The organism is Pectobacterium parvum, from assembly GCF_020971565.1.
GTDB lineage: Bacteria > Pseudomonadota > Gammaproteobacteria > Enterobacterales > Enterobacteriaceae > Pectobacterium > Pectobacterium polare.
In genome coordinates this window covers 1,783,324-1,802,369 of the sequence record NZ_CP087392.1, presented here as the reverse complement: position 1 = coordinate 1,802,369, position 19,046 = coordinate 1,783,324, and the positions used below count along the sequence as shown (strand labels likewise).

Annotated in this window: 17 protein-coding genes and 1 pseudogene; 11 read left to right on the top strand and 7 right to left on the bottom strand. The window is 49.1% G+C overall.

The genetic code is table 11. The features are described 5' to 3' along the window. Positions 1-3 precede the first annotated feature (3 nt). From LOZ86_RS08055 to LOZ86_RS08035, 5 genes are all read left to right on the top strand, one after another. On the top strand, positions 4-669 hold the full coding sequence (locus LOZ86_RS08055; protein WP_039514001.1) for an amino acid ABC transporter permease: 666 nt from the start codon (positions 4-6) through the stop codon (positions 667-669). A gap of 23 nt (positions 670-692) precedes the next feature. After that, positions 693-1,559: an amino acid ABC transporter ATP-binding protein gene (locus tag LOZ86_RS08050; RefSeq protein ID WP_225969831.1), complete on the top strand. Its 867-nt coding sequence runs from the start codon at positions 693-695 to the stop codon at positions 1,557-1,559. A gap of 28 nt (positions 1,560-1,587) precedes the next feature. Further along, positions 1,588-2,505: an aminotransferase class IV gene (locus tag LOZ86_RS08045; protein WP_039514003.1), complete on the top strand. Its 918-nt coding sequence runs from the start codon at positions 1,588-1,590 to the stop codon at positions 2,503-2,505. 103 nt (positions 2,506-2,608) lie between these two features. After that, positions 2,609-4,663, top strand: coding sequence for a toxin-antitoxin system YwqK family antitoxin (locus LOZ86_RS08040; protein WP_039484131.1), 2,055 nt, complete (start codon positions 2,609-2,611; stop codon positions 4,661-4,663). Between the two features lie 812 nt (positions 4,664-5,475). Beyond that, a complete protein-coding gene (locus tag LOZ86_RS08035; RefSeq protein ID WP_039484129.1) occupies positions 5,476-7,203 on the top strand; it encodes a retron Ec67 family RNA-directed DNA polymerase/endonuclease in 1,728 nt (575 codons plus the stop codon). Between the two features lie 289 nt (positions 7,204-7,492). On the opposite strand, the pseudogene LOZ86_RS08030 reads toward LOZ86_RS08035, so the two are convergent. The 3 genes and pseudogenes from LOZ86_RS08030 to LOZ86_RS08020 all read right to left on the bottom strand — a co-directional run. After that, positions 7,493-7,811 (bottom strand): annotated as a pseudogene (locus LOZ86_RS08030) (helix-turn-helix transcriptional regulator); the annotation flags it as partial. 114 nt (positions 7,812-7,925) lie between these two features. Beyond that, positions 7,926-8,402, bottom strand: a complete 477-nt coding sequence (locus LOZ86_RS08025) for a nuclear transport factor 2 family protein (protein ID WP_039484128.1) — start codon at positions 8,400-8,402, stop codon at positions 7,926-7,928. A gap of 254 nt (positions 8,403-8,656) precedes the next feature. Then, positions 8,657-9,226: a TetR/AcrR family transcriptional regulator gene (locus tag LOZ86_RS08020; protein WP_039484125.1), complete on the bottom strand. Its 570-nt coding sequence runs from the start codon at positions 9,224-9,226 to the stop codon at positions 8,657-8,659. Between the two features lie 583 nt (positions 9,227-9,809). On the opposite strand from LOZ86_RS08020, the gene LOZ86_RS08015 reads away from it, so the two are divergent. Next, positions 9,810-10,676, top strand: a complete 867-nt coding sequence (locus tag LOZ86_RS08015; protein ID WP_039484123.1) for an arylamine N-acetyltransferase family protein — start codon at positions 9,810-9,812, stop codon at positions 10,674-10,676. Between the two features lie 437 nt (positions 10,677-11,113). Next, positions 11,114-11,581, top strand: a complete 468-nt coding sequence (locus LOZ86_RS08010; RefSeq protein WP_039484121.1) for a GNAT family N-acetyltransferase — start codon at positions 11,114-11,116, stop codon at positions 11,579-11,581. 278 nt (positions 11,582-11,859) lie between these two features. On the opposite strand, the gene LOZ86_RS08005 is transcribed toward LOZ86_RS08010, so the two are convergent. Next, the gene (locus LOZ86_RS08005; protein ID WP_039484120.1) at positions 11,860-12,762 is read right to left on the bottom strand and encodes a LysR family transcriptional regulator; all 903 of its coding nucleotides are present in this window, start codon (positions 12,760-12,762) and stop codon (positions 11,860-11,862) included. A gap of 136 nt (positions 12,763-12,898) precedes the next feature. Here LOZ86_RS08005 and LOZ86_RS08000 point away from each other — a divergent pair, with 136 nt between their 5' ends. Together LOZ86_RS08000 and LOZ86_RS07995 are read left to right on the top strand one after the other, a co-directional pair. Beyond that, positions 12,899-13,645 (top strand): SDR family oxidoreductase, encoded by a 747-nt coding sequence (locus tag LOZ86_RS08000; protein WP_039484118.1) that lies wholly within the window; start codon positions 12,899-12,901, stop codon positions 13,643-13,645. An 80-nt stretch (positions 13,646-13,725) separates the two neighbouring features. Continuing rightward, complete coding sequence (locus tag LOZ86_RS07995; RefSeq protein WP_039484116.1) at positions 13,726-14,400, top strand: glutathione S-transferase family protein; 675 nt, start codon at positions 13,726-13,728, stop codon at positions 14,398-14,400. A gap of 424 nt (positions 14,401-14,824) precedes the next feature. On the opposite strand, the gene LOZ86_RS07990 is transcribed toward LOZ86_RS07995, so the two are convergent. Further along, positions 14,825-15,913, bottom strand: coding sequence for an NADH:flavin oxidoreductase/NADH oxidase (locus tag LOZ86_RS07990; protein WP_230243054.1), 1,089 nt, complete (start codon positions 15,911-15,913; stop codon positions 14,825-14,827). An 88-nt stretch (positions 15,914-16,001) separates the two neighbouring features. Between LOZ86_RS07990 and LOZ86_RS07985 the strand changes: the two genes are divergently transcribed. Continuing rightward, complete coding sequence (locus LOZ86_RS07985; RefSeq protein ID WP_072012378.1) at positions 16,002-16,307, top strand: ArsR/SmtB family transcription factor; 306 nt, start codon at positions 16,002-16,004, stop codon at positions 16,305-16,307. 223 nt (positions 16,308-16,530) lie between these two features. Continuing rightward, positions 16,531-16,995, top strand: a complete 465-nt coding sequence (locus LOZ86_RS07980; protein ID WP_039360165.1) for a YehS family protein — start codon at positions 16,531-16,533, stop codon at positions 16,993-16,995. Positions 16,996-17,110: 115 nt separating this feature from the next. Here LOZ86_RS07980 and LOZ86_RS07975 read toward each other — a convergent pair whose 3' ends face one another. Beyond that, positions 17,111-18,055: an Rpn family recombination-promoting nuclease/putative transposase gene (locus LOZ86_RS07975; RefSeq protein WP_039484110.1), complete on the bottom strand. Its 945-nt coding sequence runs from the start codon at positions 18,053-18,055 to the stop codon at positions 17,111-17,113. 154 nt (positions 18,056-18,209) lie between these two features. After that, positions 18,210-19,043 carry a uroporphyrinogen-III C-methyltransferase gene (gene cobA / locus LOZ86_RS07970; protein ID WP_230243053.1) on the bottom strand — a complete coding sequence of 278 codons (834 nt, stop codon included), beginning with the start codon at positions 19,041-19,043 and terminating at the stop codon, positions 18,210-18,212. Positions 19,044-19,046: the final 3 nt, after the last annotated feature.

Here is a 19,046-nt window from a genome sequence, read left to right as displayed (position 1 = left end):
AGCATGCATTATCAATGGGATTTCTCGCTGGTCTGGCACAACATTCCCGTGCTGCTGAAAGGCCTTGGCGTCACGCTCGAACTCTGGCTGCTGGCCGGCGTGCTGGGAACCGCGTTGGGTCTGGTTCTCGGTCTGTTTCGCGTATTTGGCAAGCGCTGGCTGTCATTGCCTGCCAGATGCTTTGTCGAAATCTTCCGTAATACGCCAGTGCTGATCCAACTGATCTGGTTCTATTACGCCTTTCCGGTTCTGGTTGGTTTGCAGTTCAGCACCTTTGCCGCCGCCGCGCTGGCTCTTACGCTGTATAGCGCCGCGTACTGTACGGAAATTTTCCGTGCCGGGCTGCAATCCATCGACCACGGGCAGTGGGAAGGCGCAAAAGCGCTGGGCATGCGGCAGACGGTGATCCTGCGGCGCGTGGTTCTGCCGCAGGTATTACGCAACATGTTGCCCGCCCTCACCAACCGGATGATCGAACTGGCCAAGGTGACCTCGCTGGCCTCGATACTGGCCGTCAACGAACTGATGTATCAAGGGCGGCTGCTGAGCAGCACCTATTATCGTCCGCTGGAAATCCTGACGGTGGTCGCGCTGCTCTATTTCATTTTGATCTGGCCAGGGAGCTACCTTGCCGCACGACTTGAACGTCGTTTCCGTTCAACCCCCTAGTCTGACAGCGCCACAGGATTGCTATGCGTGAAGCTATTAGTTTGAATAAAAATCGTACTTTGAATGAAAACAGTACGTTGAATGAAAATAATCCGTTGAGTGGAAATGAAGCTCTGAAGGACGATATCGTCCTGCGCATTCGCGGGCTCCAGAAACGCTTCGGTGCCGTTGAGGTATTGAAAGGGATCGATCTCGATGTACGACGCGGCGAAAAAATTGCCATCATCGGCGGCAGCGGATCGGGAAAAAGCACCCTGCTGCGCTGCCTGAATTTTATGGAGATCCCCAGCACCGGCACCATTGAACTGGATGGCGTGGTACTGGGAAAAACCAACGCGCAAGGCCAGCGCGACTACCCGGAAAAGCAGCTGTGCGCCGTACGGGAACGCGTAGGCATGGTGTTTCAACAGTTCAATCTGTTTCCCCATATGACCGTGCTGGAGAATGTGCGTGAAGCGCTGCTGTCGGTGAAGAAAATGCCGAGGCATGACGCGGATATCATCGCCAAAGCACAGTTGGAAAAAGTTGGACTGAGCAACAAACAAGACGCCCGCCCCAGCAGCCTGTCCGGCGGTCAGCAGCAGCGAGTGGCGATTGCACGTGCGCTGGCGATGTCGCCAGAGATCATGCTGTTCGATGAACCGACATCGTCACTGGATCCAGAACTGGTAGGCGAAGTGCTGCACACCATCCGGGCATTAGCGGAGGAAGGCCGTACCCTTCTGCTAGTCACCCATGAACTGGGGTTTGCCTATCACTTCGCCGATCGCGTCGTGTTTATCGAGAACGGCGTGATCCATGAAATGGGCAGCGCCGAACAGGTGCTCAAAAACCCGCAGCAACCTCGCACGCAAGCCTTCCTTGCTCGCTTTGCCGAGCGCTCCTTTTAGCTCATCATTCACATTCAGGAACAGCACGATGCAACCCACATTATCCAGCCAGAGCAGTCAGGCTTATTTGCAAGATCCACGTAACAACGACGTACAGGTGTATGTAAATGGGGAATTTGTTCATCGCGATAACGCGGTGGTGTCGATTTTTGATTCCGGCTACGTGTGCGGCGACGGCGTTTGGGAAGGATTGCGTTTGGTTAACGGCCGCCTGATTGCGCTGGAGGCGCATCTCGATCGCCTGTTTGAGGGTGCCGCCACGATCCAGTTAGATATCGGCCATAGCCGAGAAGCGCTGACCGATATTCTCTACAAGACATTGGCCGTCAACGGCATGACCGATGGCGCGCATATCCGCCTGATGATTACCCGTGGGAAAAAGCATACCCCGAATCAGGATCCCCGCTTTATTATCGGCGGCGCAACGGTCGTGTGCGTGGCAGAGTATAAAGTCGTCGATACGGCGGCGAAAAAACGCGGACTAACGCTGTTTACCTCTACCTATCGCACCAGTACGCCAGACGTCTTCGATCTGCGGCTGAACTCACACAGTCGGCTCAATCTTATTCAGGCGCTGCTACAGGCGTTGCAGGCCGGTGCCGATGAGGCGCTGATGCTGGATCCACACGGTTTTGTCGCCAGCTGTAACTCCACCAACTTTTTTATCGTCCGTCGCGGTGAACTGTGGACATCGTCAGGCCACTACTGCTTCAACGGCATTACCCGTCAGACCATTATCAACCTTGCAGAGGCCAACGGGCTGAAGGTTAAGACTCAAGATTTTACGCTGGCAGACGCCCTTACCGCTGACGAAGCCTTCGTCACCGGCACGCTGGCGGGCATCACCCCGGTAAACGCGCTGGATGGCCGCCCGTTTAACCCCGAACACCGCCCGGTAACCGAACAGCTCAGCCGCTGGTATGAGGCGTATTTGCACGCGCAGTGATTGAGGCGCTAAGTTCAACAACGAATTGATTCAACGAAATATTAACCGTCAGAAACATTTCATGTAACCTAAGCGCCACTTTTTCAAAAGAGCAGGTCAGGGAATGAAAGCCGTAAAGTTACTGTTTGGCATCCTACTACTGAATATGGTCATAGGGGTCAGCACGGCTATCGCCGCCCCGGACGACACCGCACACCCTTTTTACGCGGGTAAAACGCTGGCGCATCCGATCATTTCGGGCGCACGCGACAGCAGCGCCCTTCTGGTTTTCATTCAGGAAAACCAGGTGGTCAAAGGCTATTATTGCTTCTGTAGCGAAGAGGATCAGAGTGTCGATCACCTTCCCCACCTGCTCGGTACCTTCCCCGATTCCACCATCGAATCCGTGTTTTATGCTGACGTGGACCAGGCTGGTCAAATCACGCTGGTGTTGAGTAAAAGCCAGGGCAAGTTCGCCCTGCGCGGTTGGCGTTACATTGAAGACGGCAGCTATATTCCGGTGCTGAGTTTACAGCCGGTTCTGGACAAGCTGGTTCGCGAGAATAAGGATCTCAATTCAACGCTGGTGAAACGCGCCCTCGGCAAGCTTCCGCCTTATGACTACAGCGCGCAGTACCCTAAGTTCGATAATCACGATTTCGATAACATCGACTTTACTCAGGGCAACGTTGTCGGCTGGTATCTTGACGATGGCACACCTTCTCATGCTGCGAAACAGCCAGCAGACAACGTCTACGCTTATAAAAAAACCTTTGCGGAAAAAGACGGTTTATTTCTCACCGTAACCTTCCGTCGCGTGGAAGATAGCGCAACGCCCGGATTTCGCGTGACAGCCATCAGTTGGCAAGCTGACCCGGCTAAATTCAGCGGCAGCGAGAATGGGCCTTATGTCTATTACTCGGCGCAGTATGGCTTAGTAAAAGGTTTTTTCCTACATGGCGTTCCTGACGGAAAATGGACCACCGTCGGCGAGAACTTCGGCAGTTCAGGTAGCTATATAGCGGGACAACAGCAAGGCCAGTGGACCATCAGCGATGGGCAAGAAACGGCAACGGGATTGATGAAAGACAATGAGCGTGAAGGCCGCTGGGAAATCACCGACGGCATGGATGGCAATACACCAGAGCTGGGTGGCTTCGATACTTACCTCAATGGCCAGCGTCATGGCCCCAGCGAGCGCCGTCTGGCGGGTGTACTGCGCTCGAAGGGCGATTATGTTGATGACCAGCCTGAAGGCATGTGGATCACCGAAAACGGCGAGGGCCCGTTTGTGAAAGGCGTGGCTAACGGTATGTGGAAACTAAAGACGGCTGACGGCGAGATCCAGCAGGTCGAACTGATCGCTGGCATAAAGCAGGGAGAACTGCGCTGGAGTGATGAGAAAGGCCGTCTGACACAAGTTATTCATTATAAAGATAATCTTCCTCATGGTTTTTACCAGAAGTTCAATGCTGCCGGAAAAATGGTTTATCAGGCTGACTATGTCATGGGCAAACTGGAGGGCCGTGAAGTCGAATATTATGACGATGGCACCACTCTGCGCGCCGATCGCGGCTACCGCAATGGCGAACTCGACGGCATGTATATCTATAATTTCCCCGACGGAAAACCGAAGTCCGTATCGACCTATGACCACGGTTATGAAGTCGGACTGATGCAGGAATTTACCGCCACTGGCGTCAAAATTACCGAACGCAATTACTGCCCTCTGTCGATGAGCGGTCGCGGCTACTGCGGTAAACAGCAAACCTTCAACCCTGACGGCACGCCGCTCACCGAGGCCGATTATCTGTTCAACCGCCAGCAAACCAATAATACCTGGTATGCGAACGGTCAGCGTCAGGATGAAACGCGTATCGGCACCGATGACAGCTACACCCAAATCAGCTATTACCCTAACGGCCAGATGCAATGCATTAGTCGCTCTCAGGGTTTCAAACCGTTGGTGGTCGATGGTAAAGAGTACAAAGATTATCAGGGCGCGCTGCGCCAGGGCGAAAGCGCCTGTTATTACCCCGATGGCAAAGTCAAAAGCAGCGGAATCTGGAAAGACGGCAGGCTGACCACAGGCTGTGAAACACGTTTCGATGAGAACGGAAAACAGACCGCCCCCGGCCCTAAAGGCTGCGTGATTCCGAAATGGGAGTATGAACAATGAGATCCCACACAGGAGAGGCGCTCAGTAATCGATGATTCTGCACGGGTATGCGGGTGATTCATATCCTTTCGAAAGTGGCTCCGCATTGAGTGAGGTTATATGGAGGCAGCTGCTTTCCATGACTCACTCAATGGGATAACGATAAGTCCCAACGTCTGCTCGGGGAAATTGAGTCGCCGGGGTTTATAGGTCGTTCAGCGGTATTGGTATTGTTCAGCGACTCACCCCGGATTTAAAATCTCGTAAGGGACGTCTGCTTTGGGCGAGGAGCGGAAGTTTTGACTGTAATTGAGATGTCTGAAAACACTAATATTAAAGTGTCGATCCTTAAGGGTAGTTATCATCACTCAAACTGCTGTTCACCTTCACGATCTTCCTGCTCTTCCTGGGTTCTTTGACGCTCAATCATAAGCATTAACTTCTCGTGGATTTTTTTGCACCGTTTAAAATGTCGTACCGATAGTGTTCAATGAGTTCACTGAAAGCGTCAGCCCGTGACTGCCATATGTTTGCAAGGTTGCCACTCCAGCTTGTGGGACTCGTTAACTCTGCAAAAGACTCAAGTTCCAAGGAACGTTCAGGTGCCGCCTCCAGGAGTTTGACAGCATTCATTTAATGGCTAATCATGTTGAAAACACACGGAATGTGTGAAATATTTGAGACTGGTGTGCAGGCAGAATTTTGAATTGTGTTTCGCAATTCTTGATTTCAAGGGCTCAAGCTCTCGCTGCTATGATTCTCATAGCAGAATTTGCTGGGAATACTGTAAAAGTGCGTAAGAGTGCCTGCACACCGCTATTCAAGGAGCAGTGATGACTACCCGCCTAGAAAAATTAAAAGCATGTAATTCCAAACCAGATTTCGCACGACTTTTAGGAATTGACCCGGTTTTTATGACCCGTGTCATATATATAAAAAATACTGATAATCTATATTCACAGTTCGCTATTAAAAAAAAGAATGGTTCTGATAGAATCATATCAGCCCCAGACTCCGAGCTCAAAGAAATACAAAGCAAGCTTTCCGATTTACTACAAGACTGTTTAAATAACCTCCGAGAAAATTTAAAAGAAGATAATCATTTCTCTCATGGGTTTGAGCGCAACCGCAGCATTATTACAAATGCAGAAAAGCATAAGTCAAAGAAGTGGGTTCTTAATATAGATCTTTTTAATTTCTTTGATGAATTTAATTTTGGAAGGGTTAGGGGTTACTTTCTAAAAAATAATAACTTTTCTCTCAACACAGAGCTTTCCACATTAATAGCAAAAATCGCATGTCATCAGGATAAGTTACCTCAAGGTAGCCCCTGCTCCCCCGTAATAACCAACTTAATCCTAGTTTCTTTAGACAGGCGGCTAAGTAATTTATGTAATAGCGTTGGCTGCACATATACACGATATGCTGATGATATAACAATCTCAACTAATAAAAAAGAGTTCCCTAAGGGGATTATCAGAGACCAAGATGAAAAATCCATTACCTTAAATAACAAATTTCTTAAGGAAATAACATCTTCAGGCTTTAAAATTAATCATAACAAATTAAGACTTCTCGACAAAAAAAACCGCCAAGAGGTTACAGGATTAACTGTCAATCGGTTTGTAAATGTAGATAAAAAATATGCAAAAACAGTTCGTGCAATGGCACATAGTCTATTTAAAAAAGGGGGATATACATTAATAGACAAAAAAATACGCAAAGAAAGAGCTGGCACTATCAATGAGTTAGGCGGCATGTTGAGCTTTATTGATTTTGTAGATAAATACAACAACAGATTACCGCACGCGCTCAAATCCCAACATAACAAGCGTGAAAAAGTATATTCGGATTTTCTTTATTATTCTGCTTTTTGGGCAAATACAAAGCCAACAATCTTGACTGAGGGAAAAACAGATATTACGTACCTGAGGGTAGCTTTGGATGCGTTATCAGAAAACCATCCCAATCTAATTGGGAATAAGAAACTAGGCAATAAAACAGTACGAGATTATGGGATTAAATTCTTCAAAAACACATCTAAAACAAAATATCTTTTAAACTTAGACGGAGGAGCTCCACATCTCAAAGACTTCATTGTTGGCTTTGAAAAAAAGACAGATGCGTTTAAAGTAATCGCCAATCAAAAGCCTGTGATTGTTATTTTAGACAATGATTCAGGCAGTGCTGGTGCTAATGGAATCTTCCAAACTTTAATTGGAAAATCTTTCCCTAACATTACTCTTACAAGAGATGAACTAAGAAACCAGAAGTGGACGTGGGTTACAAAAAACTTATATATAATTTTCACCCCTCTCAATGGATTAAAAGATAGTTCTATGGAAGATCTTTTCCACAGTTCAGTATTGCAAACAACGCTTGGTGGTAAAGTATTTAACCGAACTAATGCCAAATGCAAGGATAATGAATACGGCAAAGAATTTTTTGCTACAGGTGTTGTGTTAAAAAAGCGTAAAGCAATCGACTTTTCAAATTTTAATTATATTTTTGAATCGATTTCAGAAATAATTGAACATAATAATTCCAGAAAAAATAATTAAAGTTAATATTAAGCAACATTCATTAGATTGCCAATTATAATAACTAGTAGTTTCTACTTGAAGCAACTGTAACTGAGTGTGCAAACACTCAAAAATCCTCCTGGCGGCGATGGTGGGCGACAACTTTTGACAACTCACTCTCTTCACCAACTGACAGACCTGTTCTCGATTGATTAACTCACAGCACTTAGCAGTCAGGTAAAAGGACCGCTCCGTCAGTTAAGAGCGAAAAGCGAAAACTTGTATCCCCAGTGAGTGAATCTATTAAGTAGAAACCGTCAAAGCCAGATTAGAACTCGCTTGGGGTTGTGCCCATCACTGAACGAAATGCAGCAGAAAACGCGGCAGGACAGGAAAAACCGAGTTGGTAGGCGATCTGTTTAACGGATACACCATTAGAGAGAGAAGGTCTAATGATGTATATATTCTGGCTCTCTGTTTCCACATTCTGAAGCTGAAACCTGTGTCACGTAAAAATGGCGGGGAAAAGTACGTTCCGACATATTCGCAATGTCGGCCATGTCAATTAAGGTCGCCTCCCACCGATGGCTGAGCATTAGTTCTCTTGCCGCACGAAATAAACGTTCGTCACGTGGCATAGGGAGTTCCGCAGGCACGGATGGCATCATTAGTGAGAGAAATATATGCCGTCATGTTTAGGTTGAGAAAAAGCCCCCGGCTGAGACAGTTGTCGGGGGCTTAGCGGAAGAAAATGTAGAACTTTACAGACCCAGCTCCGACAGACCTGGATGATCATCCGGACGACGACCCAGCGGCCAGTGGAACTTGCGTTCACTCTCTTTAATCGGCATGTCGTTGATACAGGCGAAGCGACGGTGCATCAGGCCATCTGCTTCAAATTCCCAGTTTTCATTGCCATAAGAGCGGAACCAGTTACCCAAGTCATCATGCCATTCATAGGCGTACCGCACGGCAATGCGATTGTCAGTAAACGCCCACAACTCTTTAATCAGACGATACTCAAGTTCTTTTTTCCACTTCCGCGTGAGGAAACCTTTGGCTTCTTCACGATTAGTTGCAAACTCGGCGCGATTACGCCATTTGGTGTCCAGCGTGTAGGCCAGCGATACCTTTTCGGCATCTCGGCTGTTCCAGCCATCTTCAGCGAGTCGCACCTTCTCAATCGCCGTTTCGCGAGTGAAAGGAGGAAGTGGCGGGCGAGTCTGTTTATCGGACATGGTAGAGCCTCCAGAAAATTTGGATATCCCCGTAATACTTCAAGCTGCATGTGCGTTGGCTGCGTTCACTCACCCGAATCACTTACCTGAGTAAGCTCATCGGGATTCACTCTCTTGCCGCGTTACGAGGCGCATAAATGAGCCTCGCCCTACGGGCCAACGCCTTGCGTTGTTCAAAACGCTAACGTTTTGTCCTGCAACTCGAATTATTTGGGGTATATATCAGTAGAACGGGATTTTTTGAAACTCAGGCCTTAGTGAGAGGCCTGCTTCAACAACAGTTGCGCCACTTCTCTTGCGCTATCGGCCGCGCTGTCATCGCCCATCACGTGTGACATGGTGATAGCGCCCTCCATCAGAATCAGCAACTGTTTGGCCAAGGCTGACGGTTGCTCGATGTTTAATTGCCCGGTGAGTTCCAGCGTGTAATCCAGCAATTTTTGTTTATGAAGCTTTGCGATCTGGCGAACGGGATCGGCAGGGTCACCCACTTCTCCAGCCGTGTTAATAAAAGCACAACCACGAAAGCCATCTGACTCAAACCAGCCTTTGAGTACAGTGAACATATTCAGGATGCGTTCCTGAGGGGTAGTGCCTTTATCACATTCAGTTCTGAACCAGTGCATCCAGCGTTCATCACGTGCATTCAACGCGGCGGCTGCCACGTCATCCTTGGTCGCGAAATAGCGATAAATACTTTTCCTTGCGACGCCAGAGGTCTTAACCAGAAGGTCCATGCCTGTGGCATGAATGCCGTTCTGATAGATAAGTTGCTCGGCGGTCGCCAGGATTTTTTCTCGGGTATCGTTCGGCTTTTTGTTCATGAATTAATGGTGGAACGATCGTTCTACCTAGTCAAGCGTCAGCCTGAAAACATTTTTCAGAAAATGAAGAAGCGAAGTCCGTGCGGGAGAGCGCCCTGCCCCTCTAAATAGATAGGCAGTGACATGAGAACGTCCGCGTCTGGCAGAGCTATCGCTTAAAGGTGATGCCAGCCCCTCTCAAATATGAAAACACTACTTCCATTTTAGGCTCTACACCAAGCCATAACAGGAAGCTAGAATATAACCACTTTCAATAAATAACGGACTTATTGTTATGTAAATAACGCAAATACAATAAGTTACCATTTTTATGGCGTTAATATCCTTTTGAAAACCCACGTAGGATCTTTTCAAATGCATTACCAAATGTGAAAGGGTTTACGTTGTGATTGTTGTACCAACTGATAGTGACGCGAAATTGAATGAAGAATCACAACATCTCGCCCAAGCACCAGTCCGGAGGGCTTTGCACAAAAATCCTGCAAGCATGGCAAGCGCTGGCGCAGCTTCCCCTGGAACTAACGGTTTATCCAAGCCAGCTGACTCGCAAGCACTTTTGGTCTGAACAGGAAATTTATCTAGAATGAATCAATTAGTAACAGCCTACCTGAATCGCCTTGGCCTTGATGCCGAGACACCCTCCCTACAGGCACTGACCCGAATTCATCGAGCTCATGTTGAACGGATACCTTACGAAACCTTCTGGATCCACCTCAAAGAAGGATGGGGGATTGATCCACTTGAAAGTTTCAGAAGAGCAGCGACCACGCGGCGAGGCGGTTACTGTTTTCAGTTGAATGGCGGCTTATACACATTACTCACTCAGCTTGGTTATCGTGTGAGTCTCAACCCTGCAAACGTCCATGGTGTTGAAGGCCCTGAACGGATTAAGCTGGAGAATCATGTCGCCATTATCGCTGAGGGGATGCCGAGTGAAAGCAACCCTAATGGCCGATGGTGGGTTGATATCGGTCTCGGCGACGCGCTGCATGAACAAATGCCTCTTATAAATGCAACCGTCCACCAGGGATTAATGAAGTTTGGAATGGAGGCCGTTGGCGAGGATGGCGTGGGTGACTGGCATCTCACTGCCGATCCATCTTGCTGGATTGCAGGTGTAAGTATGGCTGATGCGCCTACTGATATGGGGAATTTATCAGACCGCCATCACTTTAATGTGTTTTCGCCAGAGTCTGGTTATGCCAAAGTTGTCACTGCGCAACTTCGACAGCCTAACGGTAAAACGGTAATGCGGGGCTGTGTTCTTACCAAAACTGACGGCAACATCGTGACCACGCAGACTTCCGCGTCGCTACCGGAATGGCTGGACGTGCTGAGGGAAGAGTTTGGCCTGACTTTTGACCATGTTTCCGATGAATCACTCAAAACATTGTGGTCCAGAGTACAGAAGATCCATGAGGAATGGCTTCAGTCCCGTGATAAGGGGTAAAGCCGTAATCTGTTCGTTGAACCTGATACTTTAACACCCTAAATCGGTATTGCATCTGGCGGAAAGCTGAAGTGCTAAGGAGTTGGTGTATGCCACCTGTGAGCGACGATGTGGTCGGCCACAGGTGGCCGGAGCGGCATTCTTGAACGTCGTCGTCGACATTTGCTTAGTAGACCTATCATCAGCGCTGAGCAATCTGTCGGTGTGGTATCTCGCTTCGGATCTGAGGTGGACTGTCAGTATGAAAGACTGTGGCCCGTCACGAATTATTTGAAAACGTTATGAATCGAGTGGCAGGCTGCGGTGAGCAAAGAGTGGACGTAATGCCTTATTGATACCAGCCGCAGGCTTTAGCTATTCCGAAGCAGCACTGATAGCACGATTTTACATCAAGTGATAAGGTCAGGTTTCCCATAACCTTATGAGCAGGTACGTACGTGAGCATTTCAGAGAAGCATGAGTGGCATAAGGATAATTATCTGGTGAGTACAGACAGGGAAAAACTGGATGTACAGGCTATCCATCGCTATCTGACGAGGTCAACTTGGGCTAAAGGGATTGATCTGTCCATTGTAGGCGCATCAATAGAAAACAGTCTTAATTTCGGCGTTTACCATGATAAAACCCAGATAGGTTTCGCGCGTTTGATAACAGATTACGCTACATTCGCTTATCTTTGTGATGTTTATATTCTTGAGGAATATCAGGGAGAGGGGCTGGGAAGATGGATGATGCAATGCATACATCATCATCCCGTCTTTGAGCAGCTTCGCAGAATCATGTTGTTTACAACAACAGCTCCCTGGCTCTATCAAAAATTTGGGTACGAACCCGTTAATCGGGAAAACTATGCATGGAGTATCACCCGGCCTGATATTTATACCAATGTAAAAAATCCCGGCTGACCTACGCTCATATTCATTTCCAGGCTGGCCAGTTTACTCCTGAGTTTGCAGTGTCCGCATCTGGCATGAAGCTGCCTGCTGTAGGACTCACAATGGAAACCGGAACCTTGCACTGCAATCATGATGAAGTCTGCCGTTAAATTTCTGTCTGAGCGACGACAAGCTCATGAAAGTCAATATGTACGGTCCTTGCTAAACTAGGTTGGTGTCATTTAAGGGATACAGCCTAAGATTGACTAAATTTTACTAATGATTCAGATATGTCCGTTATCTCAGGCTCATTTGATTGAGTTGTAAACTTTGAATGCGGGATTTTTTTCAAAAATTTCAGCAACAAAATCCATGAACACAATCGCCCGTTTTGGTAAAAGTCGATTAGCAACATAAACGGCTTGAATGGGAACGGGCGGTGCAGTGTAGTCAGTCAGTAATAGCTGTAAGTTGCCATTTTCCAGTCCCTCCTCGAACAGCCATTCTGGGCCTTGTGCGATCCCAACCCCTGCATTAACAAACTTCTGTACTGCTTCCGGTGAATTGACCCTGAGCCGACCAGAAACAGGGACATTGATATCCTGAAATCTCCAGGTAGCTCCTGTTGTTAGCAAGGTATAGATCAAACAATCATGTTTTTTTAAATCTTCTGGAGTGTTAGGGGTTCCGTGTTTAGCTAAATACTGGTTACTGGCAACACAGACTCGCTCATACATGCCAAGTCTGCGGGCACGCATAGCACTGTCCTCCAGGTGTCCAATACGGATTGCCAGTTCAACCCCTTCATCAACGAGATTGATATAGCGGTCATTAATCTGTAGCTCGAGTGTTAGCTCAGGGTAGCGTTCTAAAAAATCTGGGATGTGCGGGACTAAGAATGTGTGAGCTAATGCTGTGGGGCAAGCAACGCGTAATAGCCCTGTGGGTGTAACATTTTCTCTGAAAGAAGACTCTGACTCTTCAACGGCTTCCAGAATACGCCTTGCTTCCAAATAATAACGTTCTCCTTCAGGAGTTAGGGAAAGCTTGCGGGTTGATCTGTGAAGTAATCTGGTCTGCAAATGCTCTTCGAGGGTGGCAACATGGCGACTCACGTTCGGTTGCCCTAAGCCTAAATCCCTACCGGCTGCGGAAAAGCTGCCTGTTTCAGCGGTACGGACAAAGCATGTCATCAAAAGTAATCTGTCCATCCTAAAACCTATTTATGCTTTTAAAGCATGAAACATATTTAAAAATACAATCTTATCACCATATGCGCATGAACTTATAGTGGCTATCAAATCGGTCATTCGCCGATTCCTTGATAACACGATTTGGAGATTTGAAATGTCTAGACTACAAGGTAAACGCGCACTGATTACGGGTGGTACAAGTGGTATTGGTCTTGAAACAGCGAAGCTGTTTGTTGCAGAAGGTGCACGCGTAATTGTTACTGGTGTTAACCCTGATTCTATCGCAAAGGCGAAAGTAGAACTGGGTAATGATGTGTTAGTCGTGAGCGCGGATTCCGCTGATGTGAATGCGCAGAAAGCTCTGGCTCAAACGGTTAAAGAACACTTTGGTGAACTGGATATCGCTTTCCTGAATGCGGGTATATCAATGTATATGCCAATCGAGGTATGGACAGAAGAGACGTTCGACCGCATTTATGATATCAACGTTAAAGGTCCTTATTTCCTAATGCAGGCACTGCTACCCGTGTTCGCAAGCTCGGCATCCGTGGTTTTTAATACCTCAGTCAATGCTCACACCGGCCCCGTGAACTCTTCCGTTTATGGCTCAACCAAAGCGGCATTGCTGAACCTGTCAAAAACACTTTCTAATGAATTACTTTCTCGTGGAATTCGTATCAACGCAGTGAGCCCAGGCCCAGTTGACACACCGCTTTACGATAAGGCGGGGATTCCAGTGGAATACCATGATCAAGTGATGAAAGATATCATTGCAACCATCCCAGCGGGTCGTTTTGGTAAGCCTCAAGAAGTCGCGCAAGCGGTGCTTTATTTCGCATCTGATGAGTCTGCCTGGACCGTAGGTTCAGAAATCATCATTGACGGCGGCGTTTCAATCTAAGTCATCTAAATAAGCGATATTGTTCTTCAAGCTCGCCACCTTGCTATGGCGGCGGGCTTTTATTTTATCTGGAGTTTGAAATGCCTAACCATAACCTAACACTTATTAGCCACCCACTCTGTCCCTTTGTACAGCGTTCAGCAATCGTGTTGCTCGAAAAAAATGTGCCATTTGAACGCATAAATGTAGACCTATCAGCGAAACCTGATTGGTTTCTAGCCCTGTCACCGACTGGCAAGGTGCCAGTACTGAAAGTGCATCAAGCAAACGGCGAAGATGCCATTATTTTCGAAAGTATGGTGATCTGCGAGTACCTCAATGAAACACAAGACGGTGCTTCAATGTACGCAGACGATGCATTAATACGTGCTACACAGCGCGGATGGATCGAATTCGCTACGGCGATACTTGGTAATGCATGGCAATTTTTAAATGCCACAGATCAAGCTGTGGCTGACAACAAACGTGCGTCGTTCCGTAACCAGCTTGAACGTATTGAAGCTGAGTTGGGCTCGGGGCCTTATTTCTCGGGTGCTAACTTCAGTATGGTAGATGCGGTATACGCTCCGATTTTCCGTTACTTCTCAATCATCGATGCCTCAGTATCTGAGTCGATTTTTGAAGGACTACCGCGTGTTTCTGCATGGAAAGCATTACTTGCAAAAAGGGAAAGCGTAAAAGCTGCCGTACCAGCAGATTATGCACAACTTTTCCAAAATCATCTTCGTCAGCATTCAGCCATTCTCGCCGCTTGAAGATATTAACTGGGCAACCGTTGTGTACATATAAATTCAGCAAGTTGCCCCCGCCAGAAAATTATTTTCTATGCAGAGACTGCCAAAGTTTTAGGATGTAATATTGGGTAAGTAGATAAATAAGCACAAAGCAGTCTGTCGGATTAGGGATGATTCAGAGCAACGAAGGTGTCAGCTCAGATCTAAGACATCTGGAGCGCACCACTGACGGTTCGGAAGGCGGGTCTGGGCATAGAAGGAACCACATTAGCGGCATCATTCATGCAAAATACAGGGTTTTAGGGCGCCGGCGATTGGCGCCCTCAGTCGGGTGTGGCATCAGTGCTACAGAAAAATGGCTCTGTTTATCACCACGAAACCCGACTATTTCTTATATTAGAATGCGTATAACTGTCACAGAGATATTGACCCGCCATGACAGGGATTAATAGCGCTCCAGCCAGTGGGCGTAAGGCGCTGGCAGCGTCCACGAGGCGCGTTCGACGCCCAGTTCGCGGGCGGCATGATAGCTCCAATGCGGGTTCGCCAGATGCGCTTTACCCACCATCACCAGATCCAACTGACCCGATGCCACAGCCTGCTCAGCCAGTTCCGGCGTACCGAAGCCCCAGGCGGAAGAGACAGGAAGATCGGCCTGTTCACGCACCTGTTTAGCAATCGGTCCCATAAAAGCAGGAGCCCACGGCACATTCGCTGCCGGTGTAGAGAAACCAATGCTGACGCTCAGCATATCCAGCCCTGCGGCTTTAAAGCGACGCGTCAGTTCAATGGATTCCTGCAAGGTTTCTTCATCACGACCGTCAAACTCAATCACGCCGAAACGGGCGGTCAGCGGCAGATGTTGCGGCCACACGTCACGAACGGCAGCCAGCGTTTCCAGCAGAAAACGGCTACGGTTGTCAAAACTGCCGCCGTATTGATCGTTACGCTTGTTGGAGTGAACGGAGAAGAAACTCTGTGCCAGATAGCCGTGAGCAAAGTGCAGCTCCAGCCATTCAAACCCGGCTTCCAGCGCGCGGCGAGCCGCAGCGACAAAATCATCACGAACGCGGGCGATATCTTCCAGCGTCATTTCCTGCGGCTGCTTCGACAGATTCGCGCCGAAAGCCTCTGCGGAAGGAGCAATAGTCTGCCAGCCGCGTGAGTCGCCAGCGGGGATATGATCGTCGCCTTCCCAGGGAATATTGGCGCTGGCTTTGCGTCCAGCGTGTGCAATCTGAATTCCCGGCACGGAGCCTGCATCCTTAATGGATTTAGCAACCTTGGCAAACGCCTGCGCCTGCTCATCGTTCCAGATACCCGCACAGTGCGGCGTGATGCGACCTTCGGGCGCGACCGCCGTCGCTTCCACGATAACCAGCCCGGCACCACCACGCGCCAGAGAAGCATAATGCACCTGATGCCACTCGTTGATCAGGCCATCATTCGCGGAATAGGTACACATCGGTGGAACGGCGATGCGGTTGCGTAACGTAATGTCTTTCAGTTTGAAGGGTTGAAACAGTGCGGACATAATATTTTCCTACCTTGTCAGGTTACTTCGATATTTCGATATTATTCGAATAATAGATTTTAGACAACCCTGACGCTATAATTCGCCCATGAGACCTTTTAAGCACCCTACCCCCGATGAGTTTACGCTTGAGCGCGTCCTGTACGCCCTGAGCGATCCCCTGCGCATGGAAATCGTCCGCCATCTGGCTATGCAGGGCGAAGCAACATGCAGCGAGCTTGACGGCGGTCGCCCAAAATCCAGCGTGTCGCACCATTTTCGCGTCTTGCGTGACTCGGGTCTGCTGCATACCACCAACATCGGCACCACGCACATCAACCGACTGCGCCGCAGCGACATGCAACAGCGCTTCCCCGGCCTGCTCGACGCCATTCTGTCTCAACCCGCCGAGTAAAATAATCACGTCAATGGCGGCTTTCCGCCATTGCACATTCCCCCTCCATTCCGCATGCTCCGCTATTCCAATATTGCTGCTTTGCTTTGCATTTCTATGAATATAGAAACATACGATAGTGAAGATGAAGTTTCACTAATTCCACGATCGTTTCTGCATTTCTCCGCCGTTCCCTTTATACTGTGCGTTTTGTACGAAGACGAACGGCGAGACCCCCTCCGTAATGATGAACAACGATGTCCTGCGCAGCGTGCGCTATATGCTGAATTTCAATAATGACCACCTGCTGAAGATCCTGGCGCTGGTGGAGATGACCGTCCCCCCCCAGCAGTTGGCGAGCTACGTCAAAAAAGAGGGAGAGGAAGGCTATCAGCCTTGCCCGGACATCGTGATGAGTTATTTCCTGAACGGGCTGATTCTGCAAAAACGCGGTCAAGATGAAAACCAGCCTGCACCGCAGTTTGAGCGCAAGATGACCAACAATATTATTCTGAAAAAGCTGCGTGTCGCGTTTTCACTAAAAACGGATGATATTCAGGCGATCCTGCTGGCACAAAATTTTCGCATTTCAGTGCCGGAAGTCACCGCGATGATGCGCGCGCCTGACCATAAAAACTATCGCACCTGCGGCGATCAGGTGATCCGCTACTTCCTGAAAGGGCTGACGGCACGAGTACGCAAAGGCTAAAAGCGCCGTTAACGAAAGACGTGGGCGTTGCCTGACGGACCTTTTCTTGTAAAGGCATCAGCAACGCTCGGTTTTTAGGACGGTATTGTTTAGTGCGATATCGTTTAGGACGGTATCAATGCTGTGTGTCATGCAAGATGGCCGCGACCAGTTGCTCCAGCTCTTCTTCCTCAAGCTGAGTGACCTGCTGCACGCTGTTCTTATCCATTCCCGTTAGCAATAAATTACGGGCAATTTGTCTGGCACTGTTTTTCATCCCTTGTTCAATGCCCTGCTCCAATCCTTGCTGAATACCGCGTTGGATGCCTTCCTCGAATCCCATTTTTTTCAATTGTTCGGCGATCGTCATAATGTCCTCCTGACCGGTTGATAGCGGTGCAGCCAGTGCGTCAATGAAATCTGCGGGCTTGGATGTGTTTCCCGCTTGTGCAATATAAAATAACAGCGCCCGACGCTGCGTCAGCGGCACCGACCAGCGTTCAAATAGTAACCCAATCTCCCGCGCCAACTCCAGCATATCACGGGTACGAATATGCTTCTGTACCAGTTCCAGTAACGCCATACGTCGGTGTGTGCGAATTTCATCGTCTGGCATGACAGTTAAATCCACCAACGGGAAAGGCTGTTCATACAGCGCTTTTGCCAGTACAGGATCGGCGAAACTGTCCAGCCAGCGGAGGCTGTAAGGATAAGGACGCGCTCTGCCATGGTAAAACAGCAGCGGCACCACCAGCGGTAAGCGATCGTGTCCCTGATCCAGATGCTGCTGCATGGCAGCCAGACAATAGCGCAGCAGCCGGAAAGCCATCTGCTTTTCCGGGCGGCTTTGGTGTTCAATCACACAGTAAATATACCCTTTGCCTGCGGTGGTACGTAGCGAGTACAACACGTCCGATATCCGCGCACGCAGCCTTTCATCAATAAACGACGCGGATTCCAATTGCAGCGTGCTGAAATCACATCGTTTGCGGATTTCATCCGGCAGATGAATAGTCAGAAAATCCCGTGCGACCGCGATGTCGCTGAGAAACTGTTTGAAGATCGCATCATGCGATGGCATCTCGTCCCCTTCCCTGTAGACCATGACTAAAAATTCAGTAGGGAGAGTAACGATGGTGCGATAACAAAACAGGAAACAGCGTAGAAAGTGGAAAGCGCCTCGAAGAAAACCGCTTTATTTCGAGGCGCTGACTGTAGGCAGGGAGCCGTTGCTGTCAGGCGGCTTCATGTTTTTCCATCGTCAACCGCGTTGGGGCTGCGTCGACCTGCAGCGCCGGATGACGGCAGAAGCGGACAACATCACCGACCACCAGCAGGCTAGGCGACTGTGGCTGATAGCGTGCCAGCAATGCCGGTAAGGTTGCCAGTGTTGCGGTTAATAGCCGCTGATCCGGCTGGGTGCCGCGTTCGATAATCGCGACGGGCGTCTGAGCGGACAGACCGTGTTCGATCAGGCGCTGGCATAATCGACTGCTGTGGCTCAGTCCCAGATAGAACACTAGCGTTTGTTGACTGTCTGCTAGCGTTGGCCAATCTAATTGCGGCTCGCCATCGCGTGAATGACCGGTTACGAAGCGGACCGACTGAGCACAGGCCCGGTGCGTCAGCGGTAGCCCCACAGCTGCCGCACAGCCTGTCGCAGCGGTAATACCGGGCACGACGTGGCAGACGATTCCAGCCTGTTGGGCATAATCCATCTCTTCACCGCCGCGGCCAAAAATAAACGGATCGCCGCCTTTCAGACGGATCACACGCTGCTCGGCCTGCGCCAACTCGACCAACAGCTGATTGATTTTTTCCTGTGACAGACGGTGACAGCCGCGCATTTTTCCGACGTCGATACACAGCGCCTGTTCAGGCACCAAATCCATAATCTCCGCCGACACCAGCCGATCGTAGACCACCACATCCGCCTGCTGGATTGCCCGCAACGCCTTCAGCGTCAGCAGTTCTACGTCACCCGGCCCTGCGCCCACTAGCCAGATTTCACCGCCGAGTACAGGCTGACGCCGTTGGCCCTTCGCCAATATTGATTGTGTTGTCATCATGTC

What these genes read in the sequence shown, in the direction of transcription:
- LOZ86_RS08055 (WP_039514001.1), top strand. Translation starts at nt 4, where the DNA reads ATGCATTATCAATGGGATTTCTCGCTGGTCTGGCACAACATTCCCGTG.
- LOZ86_RS08050 (WP_225969831.1), top strand. Translation starts at nt 693, where the DNA reads ATGCGTGAAGCTATTAGTTTGAATAAAAATCGTACTTTGAATGAAAAC.
- LOZ86_RS08045 (WP_039514003.1), top strand. Translation starts at nt 1,588, where the DNA reads ATGCAACCCACATTATCCAGCCAGAGCAGTCAGGCTTATTTGCAAGAT.
- LOZ86_RS08040 (WP_039484131.1), top strand. Translation starts at nt 2,609, where the DNA reads ATGAAAGCCGTAAAGTTACTGTTTGGCATCCTACTACTGAATATGGTC.
- LOZ86_RS08035 (WP_039484129.1), top strand. Translation starts at nt 5,476, where the DNA reads ATGACTACCCGCCTAGAAAAATTAAAAGCATGTAATTCCAAACCAGAT.
- LOZ86_RS08025 (WP_039484128.1), bottom strand. Translation starts at nt 8,402, where the DNA reads ATGTCCGATAAACAGACTCGCCCGCCACTTCCTCCTTTCACTCGCGAA.
- LOZ86_RS08020 (WP_039484125.1), bottom strand. Translation starts at nt 9,226, where the DNA reads ATGAACAAAAAGCCGAACGATACCCGAGAAAAAATCCTGGCGACCGCC.
- LOZ86_RS08015 (WP_039484123.1), top strand. Translation starts at nt 9,810, where the DNA reads ATGAATCAATTAGTAACAGCCTACCTGAATCGCCTTGGCCTTGATGCC.
- LOZ86_RS08005 (WP_039484120.1), bottom strand. Translation starts at nt 12,762, where the DNA reads ATGGACAGATTACTTTTGATGACATGCTTTGTCCGTACCGCTGAAACA.
- LOZ86_RS08000 (WP_039484118.1), top strand. Translation starts at nt 12,899, where the DNA reads ATGTCTAGACTACAAGGTAAACGCGCACTGATTACGGGTGGTACAAGT.
- LOZ86_RS07995 (WP_039484116.1), top strand. Translation starts at nt 13,726, where the DNA reads ATGCCTAACCATAACCTAACACTTATTAGCCACCCACTCTGTCCCTTT.
- LOZ86_RS07990 (WP_230243054.1), bottom strand. Translation starts at nt 15,913, where the DNA reads ATGTCCGCACTGTTTCAACCCTTCAAACTGAAAGACATTACGTTACGC.
- LOZ86_RS07985 (WP_072012378.1), top strand. Translation starts at nt 16,002, where the DNA reads ATGAGACCTTTTAAGCACCCTACCCCCGATGAGTTTACGCTTGAGCGC.
- LOZ86_RS07980 (WP_039360165.1), top strand. Translation starts at nt 16,531, where the DNA reads ATGATGAACAACGATGTCCTGCGCAGCGTGCGCTATATGCTGAATTTC.
- LOZ86_RS07975 (WP_039484110.1), bottom strand. Translation starts at nt 18,055, where the DNA reads ATGCCATCGCATGATGCGATCTTCAAACAGTTTCTCAGCGACATCGCG.
- cobA (WP_230243053.1), bottom strand. Translation starts at nt 19,043, where the DNA reads ATGATGACAACACAATCAATATTGGCGAAGGGCCAACGGCGTCAGCCT.